16 protein-coding genes are annotated in these 17,466 nt (G+C 40.0%); 7 read left to right on the top strand and 9 right to left on the bottom strand.

The window, feature by feature from the left end; translation table 11 throughout:
- Positions 1 to 34 precede the first annotated feature (34 nt).
- The gene (locus FRX45_RS15115; protein WP_152269279.1) at positions 35 to 325 is read right to left on the bottom strand and encodes a GIY-YIG nuclease family protein; all 291 of its coding nucleotides are present in this window, start codon (positions 323 to 325) and stop codon (positions 35 to 37) included.
- Between the two features lie 220 nt (positions 326 to 545).
- Here FRX45_RS15115 and ung point away from each other — a divergent pair, with 220 nt between their 5' ends.
- Entirely contained in the window at positions 546 to 1,223 is a 678-nt protein-coding gene (ung, locus tag FRX45_RS15110) for a uracil-DNA glycosylase (protein ID WP_152269278.1), read from the top strand.
- Positions 1,224 to 1,501: 278 nt separating this feature from the next.
- Complete coding sequence (locus FRX45_RS15105) at positions 1,502 to 2,254, top strand: lysophospholipid acyltransferase family protein (RefSeq protein ID WP_152269277.1); 753 nt, start codon at positions 1,502 to 1,504, stop codon at positions 2,252 to 2,254.
- Here FRX45_RS15105 and FRX45_RS15100 read toward each other — a convergent pair.
- A complete protein-coding gene (locus FRX45_RS15100) occupies positions 2,241 to 5,021 on the bottom strand; it encodes a putative LPS assembly protein LptD (RefSeq protein WP_152269276.1) in 2,781 nt (926 codons plus the stop codon). The genes FRX45_RS15105 and FRX45_RS15100 overlap by 14 nt on opposite strands.
- Positions 5,022 to 5,115: 94 nt before the next feature.
- Between FRX45_RS15100 and FRX45_RS15095 the strand changes: the two genes are divergently transcribed.
- From FRX45_RS15095 to FRX45_RS15080, 4 genes are all read left to right on the top strand, one after another.
- Positions 5,116 to 6,090, top strand: coding sequence for an N-acetylmuramoyl-L-alanine amidase family protein (locus tag FRX45_RS15095; protein WP_152269275.1), 975 nt, complete (start codon positions 5,116 to 5,118; stop codon positions 6,088 to 6,090).
- Positions 6,091 to 6,319: 229 nt separating this feature from the next.
- Positions 6,320 to 7,327, top strand: a complete 1,008-nt coding sequence (locus FRX45_RS15090; protein WP_152269274.1) for an MlaD family protein — start codon at positions 6,320 to 6,322, stop codon at positions 7,325 to 7,327.
- Entirely contained in the window at positions 7,324 to 9,348 is a 2,025-nt protein-coding gene (locus tag FRX45_RS15085) for an OstA-like protein (protein WP_152269273.1), read from the top strand. Before FRX45_RS15090 ends, FRX45_RS15085 begins: the two co-directional genes overlap by 4 nt.
- Positions 9,349 to 9,392: 44 nt before the next feature.
- Positions 9,393 to 10,535 (top strand): glycosyltransferase, encoded by a 1,143-nt coding sequence (locus tag FRX45_RS15080; protein WP_152269272.1) that lies wholly within the window; start codon positions 9,393 to 9,395, stop codon positions 10,533 to 10,535.
- Positions 10,536 to 10,544: 9 nt separating this feature from the next.
- Here the strand turns inward: FRX45_RS15080 and tpiA are convergent, their stop codons facing one another.
- The 5 genes from tpiA to FRX45_RS15055 all read right to left on the bottom strand — a co-directional run bounded on the left by tpiA (position 10,545) and on the right by FRX45_RS15055 (position 14,661).
- Positions 10,545 to 11,306, bottom strand: coding sequence for a triose-phosphate isomerase (gene tpiA / locus FRX45_RS15075; RefSeq protein WP_152269271.1), 762 nt, complete (start codon positions 11,304 to 11,306; stop codon positions 10,545 to 10,547).
- Positions 11,306 to 12,466, bottom strand: coding sequence for a putative sugar nucleotidyl transferase (locus FRX45_RS15070; RefSeq protein WP_152269270.1), 1,161 nt, complete (start codon positions 12,464 to 12,466; stop codon positions 11,306 to 11,308). The genes tpiA and FRX45_RS15070 overlap by 1 nt, the downstream gene beginning before the upstream one ends.
- Before the next feature lie 211 nt (positions 12,467 to 12,677).
- A complete protein-coding gene (locus tag FRX45_RS15065; RefSeq protein WP_152269269.1) occupies positions 12,678 to 12,926 on the bottom strand; it encodes a type B 50S ribosomal protein L31 in 249 nt (82 codons plus the stop codon).
- Between the two features lie 86 nt (positions 12,927 to 13,012).
- A complete protein-coding gene (locus FRX45_RS15060) occupies positions 13,013 to 13,765 on the bottom strand; it encodes a TerC family protein (RefSeq protein ID WP_152269268.1) in 753 nt (250 codons plus the stop codon).
- A gap of 134 nt (positions 13,766 to 13,899) precedes the next feature.
- Positions 13,900 to 14,661: a menaquinone biosynthetic enzyme MqnA/MqnD family protein gene (locus FRX45_RS15055; protein ID WP_152269267.1), complete on the bottom strand. Its 762-nt coding sequence runs from the start codon at positions 14,659 to 14,661 to the stop codon at positions 13,900 to 13,902.
- A 133-nt stretch (positions 14,662 to 14,794) separates the two neighbouring features.
- On the opposite strand from FRX45_RS15055, the gene purB reads away from it, so the two are divergent.
- Complete coding sequence (gene purB, locus FRX45_RS15050) at positions 14,795 to 16,141, top strand: adenylosuccinate lyase (protein ID WP_152269266.1); 1,347 nt, start codon at positions 14,795 to 14,797, stop codon at positions 16,139 to 16,141.
- A gap of 3 nt (positions 16,142 to 16,144) precedes the next feature.
- Here purB and FRX45_RS15045 read toward each other — a convergent pair whose 3' ends face one another.
- Both FRX45_RS15045 and FRX45_RS15040 read right to left on the bottom strand, forming a co-directional pair.
- Complete coding sequence (locus FRX45_RS15045) at positions 16,145 to 16,555, bottom strand: EVE domain-containing protein (protein ID WP_152269265.1); 411 nt, start codon at positions 16,553 to 16,555, stop codon at positions 16,145 to 16,147.
- 172 nt (positions 16,556 to 16,727) lie between these two features.
- Entirely contained in the window at positions 16,728 to 17,447 is a 720-nt protein-coding gene (locus tag FRX45_RS15040) for a (Fe-S)-binding protein (protein ID WP_152269264.1), read from the bottom strand.
- Positions 17,448 to 17,466 lie beyond the last annotated feature (19 nt).

The raw sequence follows: 17,466 nt of genomic DNA, 5'->3' as shown, positions 1-17,466 counted from the left end.
ACTCAAAATTGGATTCGAATCAATGACCCTCAGCTTAGAAGGCTAATGCTCCCTGCCTGCCGGCAGGCAGGTATCCAACTGAGCTACCGGACCAATACTGTTTAATATATTCTTTGCCAATACCGGATTTGAGATAGATTTCTCTTTTCCGGGCTTCTAATCTTGTATCAAACGATTCAAAAAAGCAAAATTCCCAGGGGACATACCCTTTAGTTGATTTTGTTTTTTTTGCGTTGTGCTCTTTCAATCTTTTTTCAACATCCCCACTGAGCCCTACGTAAAAACGCCCATCTTTTCTGCTTCTTATTACATATACAAAGAACATTTGCGCTATTTACTCACTCAAAATTGGATTCGAATCAATGACCCTCAGCTTAGAAGGCTAATGCTCCCTGCCTGCCGGCAGGCAGGTATCCAACTGAGCTACCGGACCAATACTGTTTAATATATTCTTTGCCAATACCGGAAAGACTAATGCTACCGGACCTTTTTAAGTTGGCAAAGATAATTTTTTTTAGTTTGCACCCAAACTGAATTCACAGATCATGGATGTAAAAATAGAATCAAGCTGGAAAGCGGTATTGAGAGACGAATTTACCAAGCCTTATTTTGAACAGATCGTTCATTTTTTAAAAATGGAAAAAATGGCGGGCAAAACAATATATCCTCCGGGACCCCTGATTTTTAATGCATTTGAACAAACCCCGTTCGATAAGGTAAAAGTGGTACTGCTGGGACAAGATCCTTATCATGGCCCGGGACAGGCTCATGGTCTGTGCTTTTCCGTTCAGGATGGTGTTGCTCCTCCCCCTTCACTTATCAATATTTTTAAAGAAATACAATCCGATATCGGGATTCAAATGTCTCTGCGCAAAGGAAATCTTACACACTGGGCTCAACAGGGCGTATTATTATTAAACGCCGCGCTTACGGTAAGAGCAAATGAACCTTTCAGCCATTCCAAAATAGGATGGGCTGTATTTACAGATGCCGTTATACAAAAAGTATCGGAACTTAAAACCGGAATCGTTTTTTTATTGTGGGGAAAATTTGCCCAGGAAAAGCAGACCCTGATTGATGAAACCAAACATCATGTATTGAAAGCCGCCCATCCTTCTCCATTTTCTGCCGATAAAGGCTTTTTTAATTGCAGACATTTTTCAAAGACCAACAGTCTGTTGCAGACGCAGGGAAAAGATCCGGTTGACTGGAAGATTGGATGATTTGAAACAGGTTACAGGTTACAGCTTCGGATTTTGCTTGTCATGTTGAGGAACGAACCATCTATATATAATTTGGTTCTTGCTATTTGGTTCTTGATGCTTTTATATCGAATTTCGTCCCGCACGTGCGGGATCCGGCTTCGGAATTTAATATTTGAACTTTATTTGTTTCTTGTCATTTGTCTTTTGGTACTTTGTGCTCCAATGTGATCAGACCTTCTTTTCGCCAGGTACCGACCACATCTTCGGATTTGGGATTATAAACTTCGAACTTCAATATGACTGTTATCAAAAACATATTAGGGCGTATATGGGCTTTCTGGGGAGCTATTATATTTACCATCACTTTGCTTATCGCCGTTATACCTATATGGCTTACCAATTATATAAAGGAACCAGGGGGTACTGAAATATTTCGCAGGATATCAAAAGCATGGATGGGGGTTTTTCTTTTCATGATCGGCTGCAGGATTATTGTAAAGGGCAAAGAACATTTTGCAAAAGGGCAAAACTATATTGTAGTGAGCAATCATAACTCTTACATGGATATACCTGTTACCACGCCACAAATTCCGGGGCCAAATAAAACCATTGCGAAAGCGGAGTTGGCGAAAATACCTTTGTTCGGATTGATTTATTCAAGAGGCTCCGTATTGGTTGACCGTAAAAGTGAACGCAGCCGCAAAGAAAGTTTCAGTAAAATGAAAGCCGTGCTGGAAGAAGGTTTGCACATGTGCATATATCCGGAGGGAACCCGAAACAAAACCAACGAACCTTTAAAATCTTTTCACGATGGCGCTTTTAAACTGGCAATAGATACCGGGAAACCCATTATACCTACTTTATTGTTCAATACAAAAAAAGTATTGCCGGGAAGCAGCAAGCCGTTTTACCTGTGGCCGGCAACAATGCATATGCATTTTCTGTTGCCGGTGATAGTACAATCCGGCGATACGGTAACAACCTTAAAAGAAAAGGTATTCACTATAATGTATGATTATTGCAAGCTCAATGCTGCTAATTATTCCTGAAAGTGCGGGTTCGGTTTATTTTCAGATCACGCAGCATGCCCGACTTTGGATAAATGGAAATATTGAATGAGCGCCAGGGACCAAAAGGGGTAACGTTGATAGACATCTGCCAGCAGTGCATTTCGCGGGAAATGAACATGGAAAAAGACGGGATCTTTAAAGTTTTAAAATCGAAGTAGCCGTTGGCTCCTACTTTCCATTTTTCTGTTAAACTAAAATCACCGTTAAATTGTGCGCTGGAAGAGAATTGGGTATCAAACCCGGTATAGTCGCGCCTGAGCACCTTACTAAAACTTAGTGAATAAGAAAGGTTGATTGACCAGGGAATATTAAAATCCACAAATTCCGATGGATTCCTGCGAACATAATCCATCTGCTGTTCTATTTCATCTGCTGTCAGATTATCATAGTTATCATACTGCATCTGGTCATTCTCTTCCTTTTTATCTTTATCCTTTTCCTTACTTTTAAAACTGGTAGATACCGAAAGGCTGCCATTGGTAACACGTCCCAGAGAAATTTTATTATCCTGCCAGGCATATTTATTTATCCTGAAACCTGTACTGTCTATTAAGTAAGGATCAATATTGGCACTGGCTGTAATATTAATTTTATCAAACAGGGTGCTGCGTGCATACAGGTTAAATGTGGAAAGTTTAAATGAATCTGCCAGGAGATTATAGCTTCCGGTGATACCAAATCCATCAATCAGCTTTACCTTTTTAAGTCCATCACCTTCTTCTTCACTCGTACTGTCCGGCTTGTCCCGTACTTTAGCCTCTAAAAAATTATCTATACCAAATCCAATACTTCCCGATTCGCCATAACCAAAAGAACCATACACCCCGCCATCGTATTGCGACATCATTCTTCTTCGCCCGCTTGTATCCGATTGGGTGTTTACATAATAAGCTTTCGACAGGTCTGGTTTATAGCCAATGCTCATTTGCGGGCGCATAACATGCCGTATGGCCTGTACTTTGGCATTTTTATCTTTCATATTCAATGTACCAAACATAGCAGTGCTGAAAGATACCGACATGGAAATATCACGGGCGCTATAAAAACCTTTGCTTACGGAACTGTCTACTTTTTTTGTTTGATCATTCCATGTTCTGAACAGCTTCTGCGAATACCACCTTTCCTGGTAACTGAAGCCCGGAGAAATTTGTATTGATCCAACCTGTGGCAAAGCCAGTGAGATGGGTATATTATGCTGCGCCCCCCATTGAAAAGTATCTATCATTTGTTTAAAGGTGAACGTAGTATCTACAAATGAAGTTTGCCCGCGTGCACTGCCTGTATACCCAATGCCCAGTTTATGATACCATTTTCCGGAACCCACCATATCCTGGGGCTGTAAAGGATATATGGTATTTACATTAAAATTGATGTCCGGAAGATTAAGGTTAACTACGCTGGTGTTGTTGTTCTGGTTATGATTTAAATTAACGGAAAGGTTATAGGGCCTTCCTATCCACGATTTCTGGTAGGAAATGGAGGAACTTAACTGGTTGGCAAAGCTTTGTGGTTGACTATACACACCTCCTGCCCCGTTGCTTTGATCAATAATGTCATTGGTTGGCAAATATTTAGTATATGAGCTTGATCCTGCGTTTACACTTGCCGAAAAATTTACACCCGGCCTTGCCTTACTATCCATACGATGGCTCCAGGTTAAAAAGAAGCTTTTGTTTTTTGCATAATCCGCATCTCCTTTAAATCCGAGATGCGTGTTTTGATAGCTGAAATTAAGCGACCCGTTGTACTTGTAACGCACCCGGTAAGTAGGGGATAGATTCAGGCGCCAGCTTCCGTACGAATAAATGTCCGCTCGTGTGGTGACGTCAAAGTTGTCATTGATCACTTTATAATAGCCCAGCCCTTCCAATCCCAGTCCAAAGCTTTCCGTTACTGTAAATTGCGGAGGAAGGAAACCGGAATGCCGTCCCTGCTGCATGGGGAACATCCCAAAAGGTAATATAACAGGCAACACCGGTACGTTTTCAAACTCCACGCCCACTGGGCCGGTAACCGCCATTTTTTTGCTGATGTATTTTATTTTCCTGGCACGGAAAGCAAAATGTGGTGTATCTAAATTACAGGTAGTGAAACGGCCTTTAAAAGCATAAATGGTTTGCGCGTCAACTTTTTTTACCACCTGGGCATAATTATACAACTCACTTTGCTGAAAATAACTGCTATGGGTAAGTCCTTTTTGTGTTTTGAAATTAAACTCCAGGCTGTCGCTTACCGTGGTAATATCTGCCTGAACCAAAGTGGCCTGGCCCAATACTTTACCCGCTGTATCTAATTTCATTCTGGCCTTCACCATATTGGTTTGCTGGTTAAAAACAATTTCAGGCGCCTTAAGGTTGACGTCCTTATATTTTACATCCGTTTCACCATAGAGATATAATTTTTGAGCAGTAACATCCAATACCATCGAATCTTTTGCTTCGTATTCAACCGGCGCATCAATGGAATCTTTGGATATTTTTACGCTAAAACTATCTATCTTAACACTTTTGACAGAATCGGAAAGTAAGGAATCAGTATCGTTTTTTTGAATAATGGTATCAACAGCAGGATAAGGAACGGTATCTCTTGCACGGGGAATGGTGTCTGCAAAGCCTGTTAAATAATTGCCAAAAGCAGATGGATCAAGGTTTTTTGCCCTTCCATTATACGTTATTGCAATAGTAAGCAGCAGTAAGGTGAAGGTAAATATGTAATTTCGCTTAAATTTGCGACATTTATTTTTCATACATACACAAGGCAACAAAAATAGCCATATTAGCGGTAAGAAAACGTGAAGATTAAAATAGAATTACTAAACCCCATTAAATTTTAACAAGGGCATGAAGAAAAAAATTATTGCTGTACCCCTTATTCTTTTTTCTTTTTTTATTTCCCTGGTTTGTTCTTCGCAAACCAAAAGTCGCATAAAAACTATTATTGTAGACGCAGGGCATGGCGGTGCAGACCAGGGCGCCAGGGGAAGTTATTCAACCGAAGCGGAAATAACTCTACAACTCGCTTTAAAAGTGGGGGCATTATTAGAGAAGGAATTGCCTGCCACTAAAATAATCCAAACCCGTACTACCGATATTACCCAGCCCGTAAGGGAAAAAGCAGCTTTTGCCAACGAAAATAACGGAGATCTGTTTATTTGCATACACGTAAACGCGGCTGCCGGCATCCGCCATTCAAAAGTAACGGGATACAGAACCCGCACTTACTACACCGGCAAGGGGAAAAACAGAAAAAAGCACACTAAAAAACAGCCTGTATATAAAAGGTGGACTACACCTAATCCCCGCTATGGCACCGGAACATATGTTTGGGCTGCAGACAGGGATGTGCATAAAGCAGACGCCGTGTCCGAGCGCTTTGAATCTGAAGGAGAACTCACTGGTATACCCGACCCTTCTACACCTGAAGGGGCAATTGCCAGCAGGTTATGGGTTCAAAAGTATTTCAAGAACAGTGTGCGGCTGGCTTCCATGATTGAAAATGAATTTGAAAAATCTGGCCGTAAAAGTGACGGTGTTTTACAACGCAATGAAAAAGGAATATGGGTATTGCAGGCCACTAATATGCCTGCCGTGCTGGTAGAAACGGGCTTTATCACCAACAAAGAAGAGGAAGATTACCTGAACAGTGAAAAAGGGCAGAATGAAACAGCAAATGCTATTGTAAAGGCCATAGTGAACTTTAAAAATGTATTGGATAATTTAAGAAGTGCAGCCGATATATCAAATGCCGAAGCCAATAAAGATAAACAATCTCTTTCCTCAACCAGTTCAAAGTCTGCAAGTGATCAAAATCGTTAAGCTTTCGTAAGCGATATGCTATTGCTTTGCATGAATATCCTATTTTTGCCACGAAACTATTGATTTTGAATAATAAGTAAAAGGTGCAATCGTTCATCCTAATGCTTTTTGTTTGGTAAATTGCGATTTGAAAACAATTTTGCTTTTTACAATTAAAGCTGGCATAGTTCATTGCAAGAGGTAATGCGTTATTCAATACAAATCTTTTTCCCGTACAAAAAATTAAGGAATGAAAATTTCTAACGAAACCAAGGTAGGTGCTTTAACAGCGATTGCTATTACATTACTTATACTGGGGTTCAACTTTTTAAAAGGGAAACCCATTTTTGAAAAAAGCTTTAAAGTATATACTATCTTTCAAACAGTAGAAGGATTATCTGTTTCCAATTCTGTAATGATTAATGGACTACAGGTAGGTAAAGTATATAAAATGCAGGAAACAGATAAAAATCTAAGTGGTATCCTGGTTACTTTAAATCTCAGCAAGCGCATCAATATTCCCAAAAATTCTGTTGCGCGCATTTCAGGCAGTTTATTGGGCAATACTACATTAGAGATAGATCTGGGGGATGCTGCCTCTTTTATAAAGAACGGAGATACGCTGGCAACAAACGCTACCCTGGGTTTGCTCGACCAGGTTAAAGGCAGTCTTGATCCGGCAATGGTAAAGATAAATGCATCCCTGCAAACGCTTGATTCCGTATTAAAATTGATCGGGAATGTTTTTGATCCCCGCACCCAAAATAATTTTCAATCTATTTTTGCTAATCTGGCAGTGTCTACCGCGCACCTGAACAGTTTGCTGAACACGCAAACCGGCGCATTGGCTCAAACTTTATCCAATGCCAGTTCGTTTACCGGTAACCTTAAAAAGAATAATGATACCATTACACAAATTTTTGCAAATCTCAATGCTACCACAAGCAAGTTCGCCAACCTGGAACTCCAGCAGACTTTAACAAAATTAGATGCAGCAGTAACTGAACTTAGCACTACCTTAAATAAAGTAAACAACAATGATGGTACTTTGGGATTGCTGATGAATGACAAAAAATTATATAATAATCTTAATTCAACTGCCAATAGTCTCAATGTTTTGCTGCAGGATTTCAGGATACATCCGCGCAGGTATACCGGTGGATTATTATTTGGTAAAAGAGATAAATCAGATCCATTAATGGTTCCCCTGTCTGATTCGCTGACCAAAGTTCCAGATAAAGATAAAAAACGGAGATGAATACACGAAAGAGGATTGTATTATCCGTATTTTTTTTGCTGATCATCCATTTGGCATGGGCACAGCAAAAACCAACTGTGACTAACCCTTCCAATCCTTCCGCACTACCTAAAGACAGCACAAGAGAAGTGCATCTCATCCGCTCTGATATTTTAAAATTTGAAAAGAAAGACAGCGCTGAATTGCAGATACTGGTGGGCAATGCCATGCTGCGCCAGGAAAATACTTTTTTTAACGGTGATAGCATTGTAATGAACAAGCAAAAAAATATAATTGAAGTATTTGGCAATATTCATATCAATGACGCGGATAGCGTAAATGTATACTCACAATACCTCATTTACTACGGCAATACCAGGATCGCCCATCTGAAAAAAAATGTAAAACTAAGCGATGGAAAGGCAACGCTTACTACAGAAACGCTGGAATACGATCTTAATACCAAAACAGGAACCTACCTTGAAGGCGGTAAAATTGTAACCTCCACCTCCACCCTTACCAGTAAGGAAGGTTATTATTATGCGGACACTAAAGATGCTTATTTCAGAAGAAATGTGAGTCTTATTGATCCTGAATATACGATGGCCACCGACACCCTTTTGTATAATGCGGCCACACAAATTGCCACTTTTGTTTCTCCTACCACTATTAACGATGGCAAATCTATTATAAGAACATCCGATGGCTATTATGATATGAATAAGGGGTTTGCTAATTTTGGCAAGCGCCCTGTAATTGAAGACAGCACTCAATATATTACCGCCAATAATATTAGTTTCGATAAAACAACAGGGGAAGGCTTTGCTGAGGGAAGTGTTGTATATATTGATACCGCACAGGGCGTAACACTTGTGTCAGAAAAGAGTCATTTTAACCGTGATAGTAAAACGGTTCTTGCCACTGTAAAACCCGTTATGATTATTAAGCAGGATAATGATTCGTTATTTATAACAGGCGATACACTGTATTCGGGTATTAAATTGGATACCTTATATATCAAAGATACCAGCACAACAATTAATAAAAAAGCCAGCAACTTACCTGCTGATTCTTCAGATATTAATTCACAAACAACCGGCTTTCCACAATACGACAGCACGGTGAAAGAAGAAGTTGTGAAGGATACAGCAATGAAAGTATTAAGAAAGCCAAAAAAAACTGAGGATACGAAGAAGGCTATGTTATTGAACCGGCGCAAACCGCTGCCAAAAGACACTACAACACTGCCTTACGCCGATACTGCTATATCAAAGAAGCCTGTACCTGAAAATATTACAATAAATGCCTTAACCCTTCCCCAAAAGGATACTGTTCTTCAACAGCATGCAGAAGGAGACACGCTGCTGGCCAAGAACCTGCTACAGAATGGCGATGATAGCTTGGCCACACATGCAATAGTACCGGCAGACAAGGATACGGTTAAAGGAATACAAGTGCACGATATTGACAGGATAGACAGTGTGCGTTTTTTCCAGGCATTTCATCATGTACGCATATTTTCCGATTCGATGCAGGCGGTTTGCGATAGTATGTTCTTTTCGGGAAGAGATTCTATTTTTCGTTTGTATACCAACCCGATTGTTTGGGCAAAAGAAAGCCAGATAACAGGAGATACCATTTACCTGTATACCAAAAACAAAAAGCCGGACCATATAGAAGTGCTTGAAAATGCTTTCAGCATCAGTAAGAGCAATGATAGTTTTTATAACCAGCTAAAGGGAAATACCATTAACGGTTTTTTTAAAGATGGCGACATTGATCATATTGTAGCCAAAGGAAGTGCCGAAAGCCTGTATTATTTACAGGATAATGACAGCGCTTATACCGGAGCCAATTACGCGCAGGCGGATTTAATCAATCTTTATTTCATAAAAAAGGAATTGGATAAAATTACCTGGTTATACCAGGTAAAAGGCGGCTTCTATCCCGTAAACGCGGTGCCTGAAGAAAGACAAAGATTCAGAAATTTTAAATGGGAAGAAGCACGTCGTCCTAAAACGAGGCTGGAGCTGTTTGAGTAAATATTATTCCCTCATTAGCTGTCTTCAACTTACATCCCAACGCTTTGCAAAAGAAACTCGTCATATACGAAACAACACATTTTGAAAACCTTTCGGCGTTGCTTGTATTAAGCAGTACTTACTTTTCAGAAGTAACTGTTTTTATTACTGAACATTCCTGCAAACAACTCCAATGCATTATTAAACCCTTACATTTGTCCTTAAGAATAAACTGGGTTGTACAGGGTAAGGAATCCAACAGGGCCTTTATACATCAATTTTTCCGTCATATTTTCCAGTCTTCATATACCCACCTGCATATTGGAACATTAGAGCACAATAAGCTGTTGTTTGCCTGGCATTTGCGTAAACTCCGCCATCTGCAGTTAAGCATGACGGTACATTCCATTAATGACTATAAAAGTGTTTTATTCAGAAATATCCGGGATGTTTCTGAAACGATGGCAAAGAAGATCTTGCACAATAGCATTCAGCATTACAGGGTACTTGCGCCGGCAATGGTAAATACATTTAAACAGGCTTTTCCATCAAAACAAGTATGTTTTATTCCCGGTAACTTCAATAAGCCAACGGATCAATTTATTTTTTCAAAAAACGTTTTTACCATTATCATTCCAGGCACAGTGGAGGCCAAACGAAGAAATTATAAAATGGTAGTTGACTTTTTTAAAATACATATAAAGGATCTTTTAACCTATACTCCCCTTCATATTATTCTTGCGGGCAGTGCAGATTCTTCTTTTGGAAAGGATATAACGGAAGCATTGCACAAACTTACTGATCACGATTTTTTCAGGGTAAGCGCTTTTATGCATATTTTAGAACAACAAGAATATGAAACACTTTATCAGCAGGCGGATATTGTATGGGCGCCTGTAATTTTACACACTAACGGAATGCGGGGAGTAGAAGAAATAAATGCTGTAACCCACTCCCCTGGCTTTATAACGGATCAGATCTATTTTGGAAAGCCTGCAATTATTCCCAAAGGGCTGCAATTGCCACCACAGTTTGCCGGCTGCAACTGGGAATATGAAAATGAAAACGACCTGCTTGCCATTTTTACTTCTATCTTGTCCAACAAAAGCACTTTAATGGAAGCAAGCCGCAAAATAAGAATTGCCTGTAACTATTTTAGAGCGGAAAACTTCACAGGAGCTCTTAATAATTTGTTAGCCGAAGATTGAGCGATGCTCTTACTTCAGGGCATCAATAATCTGCGTGAAATCGGCAGCAATTAATGAAGCACCGCCTACCAGGCCACCATCTACATCGGGTTGAGAGAATATCTCTTTTGCATTATTGCCTTTTACACTGCCTCCATATAAGATCGGAATTTCACCTGCAATAATATCGCCATACTTCCCCGCAAGCACTTTGCGAAGATGCGCATGCATTTCCTGGGCTTGTGCCGCAGTAGCCGTTTTGCCGGTGCCTATTGCCCATATAGGCTCGTAGGCAATCACAACTTTTTGAATCTGCTCTTCGTGCAGGTTAAAAAGACTTTCCTTCAATTGTTTTTCTACATATCCGTTTTGCGCGCCCGATTCCCTGATTTGTAACGGCTCCCCGCAACAGAAGATGGGCGTTAAACTATAAGTTAAAGCCATAGCTACTTTTTCCTCGAGCATGGCATTGGATTCTCCAAAATATTCGCGCCTTTCCGAGTGGCCCAATACAACATATCCCACACCTATGGATTGCAGCATTTCGGCCGATGTTTCACCGGTATATGCACCCCTGCTCTGTGTATAACAGTTTTGCGCAGCAGTAAAAAAGTTCCGTATTTCCGATATTTTATTTTGGGCAAATTGCAGGTAGGGAAAAGGAATGGCAAAAACTACTTTTTGATGTGCCTGTAAATCGTGTGGCACTTTTAATATTTCATCTAATAAATTTTCAGCCTGATCAAACGTCAGGTTCATTTTCCAGTTGGCTGCGGCTATTTGTTGTCTCATTATATGGTTTGTTTATAAAGATGTTCCAGAATTTGTATGTCGGCCGATGTTAAATCATGCTGTTTCAGTTTTTTCCAGTTGGCAATATGTTCAATTGCTTTATCAAAAATATATCGCTGCGTATAACCCCAGGTAAAATTGGGGAGGTGCTTTGGAGCAAATCCCTGTCCAAATATATTAGAGGCTATTCCTGCAAAAGTACCGGTATTAAACGAAGTATTAACAGCACTGCGGCTATAATCACCCATTAATAATCCACATTTTAATCCAACGGCTACACTATTTTTTTGTCCCTTATTTATATAAACAACAGAAGCATCATTTCTTACATTGGAATTGGATGTGCCTGCGCCCAGGTTACACCATTCCCCTATTACAGCGTCACCCAGGTAACCATCATGCGCTTTATTGCTATAACCCATCATCACAGCGTTTTTAATTTCGCCCCCGGCCGTACAATAAGGGCCAATGGTAGTAGCACCATATATCCTGGTTCCCATTTTTAATACACTTCCCTCCCCTGTTGCAAAAGGTCCGCGAATCATACAGCCCTCCATAATAATGGTATTCTTTCCCAGGTAAACAGGTCCTTCCGATGCATTAATGAAGCAGTGCGATATTACCGCCCCATCTTCAATAAAAATATTTTCCGGTGCAGTCCAACCATTCATGTTAGTAACAAACTGCTGTAACCTGTTTGCAGTGATCAATGTAAAGTCGCTTCGGATCAATTCATCATTTAGCTGAAAAATATGCCAGGGGGATATCAATTTTTTTAAAGGAAGATCATATGAAATGCATTTCCTGAATTTTTCAGGAATAATAGTGCCCATATTCCATTCTTCCTTACCGGCCGAAACTCCCGCAATGACCTCTCCATCCTTAACGATAGCTTCATTCAACTGCAAATTCATGATAAGGGCTGTCAAATTTTCATCCGCAATAACAGAGGCATTTACTAATATATTTTCCCCGCCCGGCAGGCTTGCATATACCGTCTGCAGGTAGGGTTCCGTAAGGATATATACTTTTTGCTTTGTAAGCTTTTCCCATCTTTCCCTGATTGTAAGAATGCCCACCCGTATATCGGCTATGGCGCGGATATATGTAAATGGATATAAGAGGTTTCTCTGCGATGTGTCAAATAATATGATCGGCATGCCGGAAGAATGGATTCAAATTTCCTTTGTAATATCTGAAATCTCAAATTTGATTGGGATTTCAGGATGCTAAGATAGCAAGGCTATGTGAAAGAAATACAGCAGCAGGTCCAAAGCGCAAAATGTTTGTTCGTTCAATGTGGTGCTACTGTGAAGAACAAAAAATCCCCCCGGCAAAGCGGAGGGATCATCATTCGTTTGGACGAAGAAATTATTTTTTCGCGTATTTCTTTTTGAATTTATCAATACGTCCTGCTGTGTCAACCAATACCTTTTGTCCTGTAAAGAAAGGATGCGAAGTATTAGAAATTTCGAGTTTGATCAGCGGATATTCATTTCCGTCTTCCCATTTAATGGTTTCTTTTGAACCAGCTGTTGAACGGGTAAGGAATGTATACCCGTTGCTCATGTCTTTGAAAACTACAAACCTGTAATTTTGCGGATGGATACCTTGTTTCATGATTATCAATGTTTTAAGGTCGCACGGATTTTGCCGTACTGTTTAAAAGAAGCGCAAAGGTAAATGGGAACAGGTTAAATGCAAAATTATATTTGTTTCTGCTTTTTTGCTACCCTGAGGTTGAGCACTTCTACAAAAACCGAGAATGCCATTGCGAAATAAATATATCCTTTAGGGATGTGCTGGTCAAGCCCTTCAGCTATTAATGAAATACCTATCAGCAACAGAAAGGACAGTGCCAGCATTTTTACCGTTGGATGATGGTTTACAAAGTTGCTGATGCTTTCGGCCGAAACGAGCATGATCAATACCGCAATAACCACAGCCGCTACCATTATTTCTATATGATCTGCCATGCCTACAGCAGTAATTACAGAATCAAGTGAAAAAACAACATCTAATAATATTATTTCTATGATAACCCTGCTGAAAGAGATGATCTTCGGGGTTTTAACCACTTCCCCTCCATGACCCTCTACTTTGTCATGAATTTCAGTTGTGCTTTTGTATATCAGGAACAATCCCCCCACAATAAGTATAATATCCCTGCCTGATATTTTTAATTTTTCGAATAAAGCGCCTTCCTCCATACCAAACCATTCGCCTATACTAAAAAGAGGAGAAGTTAAGGTCATTACCCAGCTAATGGAAAGCAGTAACAATACTCTTGTAATCATGGCAAGGGCCAATCCTACTCTCCTGGCTTTTTTTTGCTGATGTTGGGGAAGCTTCCCGGAAATGATAGAAATAAAAACAATATTATCAATGCCCAGCACAATTTCCAGCACAGTAAGCGTTAGCAGCGAAATCCATGCTTCGGGGTTAGTTAACCATTCCATATTTGAGTGAAATTATTCAAAAATAAGTTCGGTAATCTGATCTTCCTAAAAAAGTTGAAAGATTCATAAAAAGATATAATGGTTACCCACCGAAACCGGTTGATGAGGAGGATGTGCCGTAAGTATTCCTCATTCTAAATTACCTGGGGTTTCGCCTTCTTTAACAGGAGCAGAAATGCGTCTAACCCCGCTTTCTTGTTGTCATCAAATACATAACTGACGTTATACTTATAGTACTGCTTTAAATCAAATAATTTATAGGGATTTTCCTGCACTACTTCGTCAATATGCATTAAACCAAAAGCATTGGCCTCATTAAAAGCATGGATAAATCCATCCGGCAGGGGTTTATTGGATATCCATGCAGCAAATACAAAAGGCAGCCCGGTAAAGTCTTTCCAGGCCTCGCCAAGATCATAGATATAAGTTGATTTTTTTCTTTGTTCAAATGCCCTGTCGCCTATCACTACTCCTGCGGTTGTGCTTGTTATCCTGTGGCGGAATTCCTCTTCTTTAACATCTTCGAATACCGGCGAAATTTTCCAGTATTTTTCCAACAGGATCTTTGCCAGCGCCACAGATGTTTTAGACTGGTAGTCGAGCAAAACCGTTTCAACGCGATTTATGGGAACTTCACTGAACAAACAAACCGTAGCCACCGGTCCATTGCATCCGATACAATAATCCGAAACCATGTAATACTCCTTCATTTCCGGAATAATTGCTACCGGCACTATTCCCAGGTCCACTTCGCCGGTTAGAAGCATTTGTGCGAGTTTTGAAGGAAAAGTTTCTACGAGCTTTATATCATTGATAACAGAGGAATGTTTAATACCGTATAAAAAAGGTTTTACATTCAGATAATCAATTATTCCAACGCTTATTTTATTTCTCATGTTCGTTTTTCAATTAAAAATCCCATATACACAATCCATTCAGCTCCGATAAAAAAAACTCAACTTTTTCATGTAGGTTTGCCCGCAAATGTAGGGCAATCCCGTTTTATTATTTCTTCAAATATTACAGAGAATGGATTTATCAGCGCTTACTGCAATTTCACCTGTGGATGGCAGATACAGAAACCAGGTTCATCATTTAGACCAGTATTTTTCTGAATTCGCATTAATCCGCTACCGTGTTCTTATTGAAATAGAATATTTTATTGCTTTAAGCGAAAAGAAATTTTTTGCACTAAAGCCTGCCCAGGTTAAATTATTGAGAGAAATATACCTTCATTTCAGCACCGACAAAGCAACGGAAATAAAGAATATAGAAAAAATAACCAATCACGATGTAAAAGCAGTGGAGTATTACCTTAAGCAGGAGCTGGATGCATTGAAGCTCGGGCGCTTTAAAGAGTGGATACATTTTGGGCTTACATCGCAGGATGTAAACAATACCGCTATTCCGCTGCTGTGGAAAGAATCCTTAGAAAATGAGTATTATCCTGCAATAGCCACGCTTATGCTGCAAATAAAAAAAACAGCCGCAACCTGGAAAAATATACCCATGCTGGCCCGCACACATGGACAGCCCGCTTCGCCTACCCGCTTAGGTAAGGAGTTTATGGTATTTGCCGAACGGTTAAGCCAGCAATTGCAATTGCTGCAATCCATACCTTACTCCTGCAAGTTTGGAGGCGCTACCGGTAATTTTAACGCACATAATGTGGCTTATCCCAGAACAGACTGGATAAAATTTGCCAATGATTTTTGCAGTAAATCGCTGGGTCTGCAACGCCAGCAATTTACCACGCAGATTGAGCATTACGATAATATAGCTGCTCATTTTGATGGCATAAAACGCATCAATAACATTTTGATTGATTTTTGCCGTGATATATGGACCTATATTTCTCTAGAATATTTTAAACAGAAGGTAAAAAAAGGAGAAGTAGGGTCTTCCGCCATGCCTCATAAAGTAAACCCTATTGATTTTGAGAATGCAGAAGGAAATCTTGGAATGGCAAATGCACTACTGGAACACCTCTCGTCAAAATTGCCCATATCCCGCCTGCAACGCGATCTTACCGATTCAACAGTACTGAGAAATATAGGCGTTCCCTTTGCACATACTATACTTGCATTAAAATCTTTTGATAAAGGAATGGGGAAATTGCTGTTAAATGAAGCTAAAATAAAGCAGGACCTGGAGCAGAACTGGGCAGTAGTAGCCGAAGCCATACAAACCATTTTGAGGCGCGAAAACTACCCCAATCCTTATGAAGCATTAAAACATCTTACCAGGGGCGCAGAAGATATCAATCAAAAAACCATGCACCGTTTTATTGATAAGCTTAAGATTTCTTCATCGCTCAAAAAGGAACTGAAGTCCATCACTCCTTTAAATTATACCGGAGTGAACCCTGATTTCTAAAACTTATTGCTCACCTGCCATTTCCATGATGATTTTCCATTCTTTTTCTGTAACGGGTTGCACCGAAAGGCGGCCCAGTTTTACCAATGCCATGTCGGCCAAACGCTTGTCGGCCTTGATTTGAATAAGTCCAACAGGCAATTTTAGTTTTCTATACGGCTTTAAGTCCACTACCACCCATGTATCATCATCAGCCGTAGGGTCGGGATAATGCTCCTTTGCTACTTTGGCTATCCCTACAATTTCCAACCCCTCGTTACTATGATAAAATAAAACTTCATCCCCTTTCTTCATCGCTTTAAGGTTATTGCGTGCAGCATAATTGCGTACACCGTCCCAGAAGGTCTGCTTATCTTTTACAAGCTGTTCCCAACTGTATTTAAAAGGTTCAGATTTTACAAGCCAGTATGCCATAACGGTAATATAAATTATAAATTCAAAATAGCAAGAAACAAATAAAAATACAAAGTTCGAAATCTAAAATTCGAAATCCGAAGGAAACGCCAAGAACCAAATCGCAAAAAACAAATAAAATTAAATTTCAAATCCCGAAAGCCCTGCACCCTGTAACCTGTAACTCTTACCCTTACCATCCACTGGCCAGTACATCGGCAATGTGCATGGTTTGAAGCGATAATCCCTTGCTTTTAATGACTCCGTCAATGTGCATCAGGCAGCTCAGGTCGGTTGATATAATAAAATCAGCGCCGGTATTTTTGGCATTTACAACTTTCTGATCACCCATCGCAACAGAGATTGTTTCAAATTTAACAGCAAAAGTGCCGCCAAATCCACAACAGGTTTCCACATCGTTCATTTCTACCAGTTCCAGGCCTTTTACATGATCCAGCAAGCGGCGCGGGCCCGATTTAATATGCAATTCACGCAGGGCGGCGCATGAATCATGATAAGTAGCTTTTCCATGCAATGCTGCGCCCAAATCCTCAACTTTGAGTATTTCGGTAAGAAATGCACTGAATTCAAACATCCTTTTGCCAGTGTCTTTTACTTCGTTATGAAGGGAAGAATTATCAAATAAACGGGGATAGTAATTTTTTACAAACCCTGTGCAGGATGCACTTGGTGAAACAATATAATCAGCGCCTGAAAAATCTGTAATAAATTTATTGCAAACATCGCGTGCATCATCCCAAAAACCAGCATTAAATGCCGGCTGTCCGCAACAGGTTTGACTGGTATTGTACTGAATATTACAACCCAGCTTCTCCAGCACTTTTATCATATTAAAAGCTGTTTGCGGATACAACTGGTCTACAAAACAGGGTATAAATAATTGAACATCCATATTGCCATTATTCCTCCTG

Source organism: Agriterribacter humi (assembly GCF_009192765.1).
GTDB lineage: Bacteria > Bacteroidota > Bacteroidia > Chitinophagales > Chitinophagaceae > Agriterribacter > Agriterribacter humi.
The sequence above is the reverse complement of the archived record's forward strand: the minus strand, read 5'-3'. Positions and strand labels throughout refer to the sequence as shown.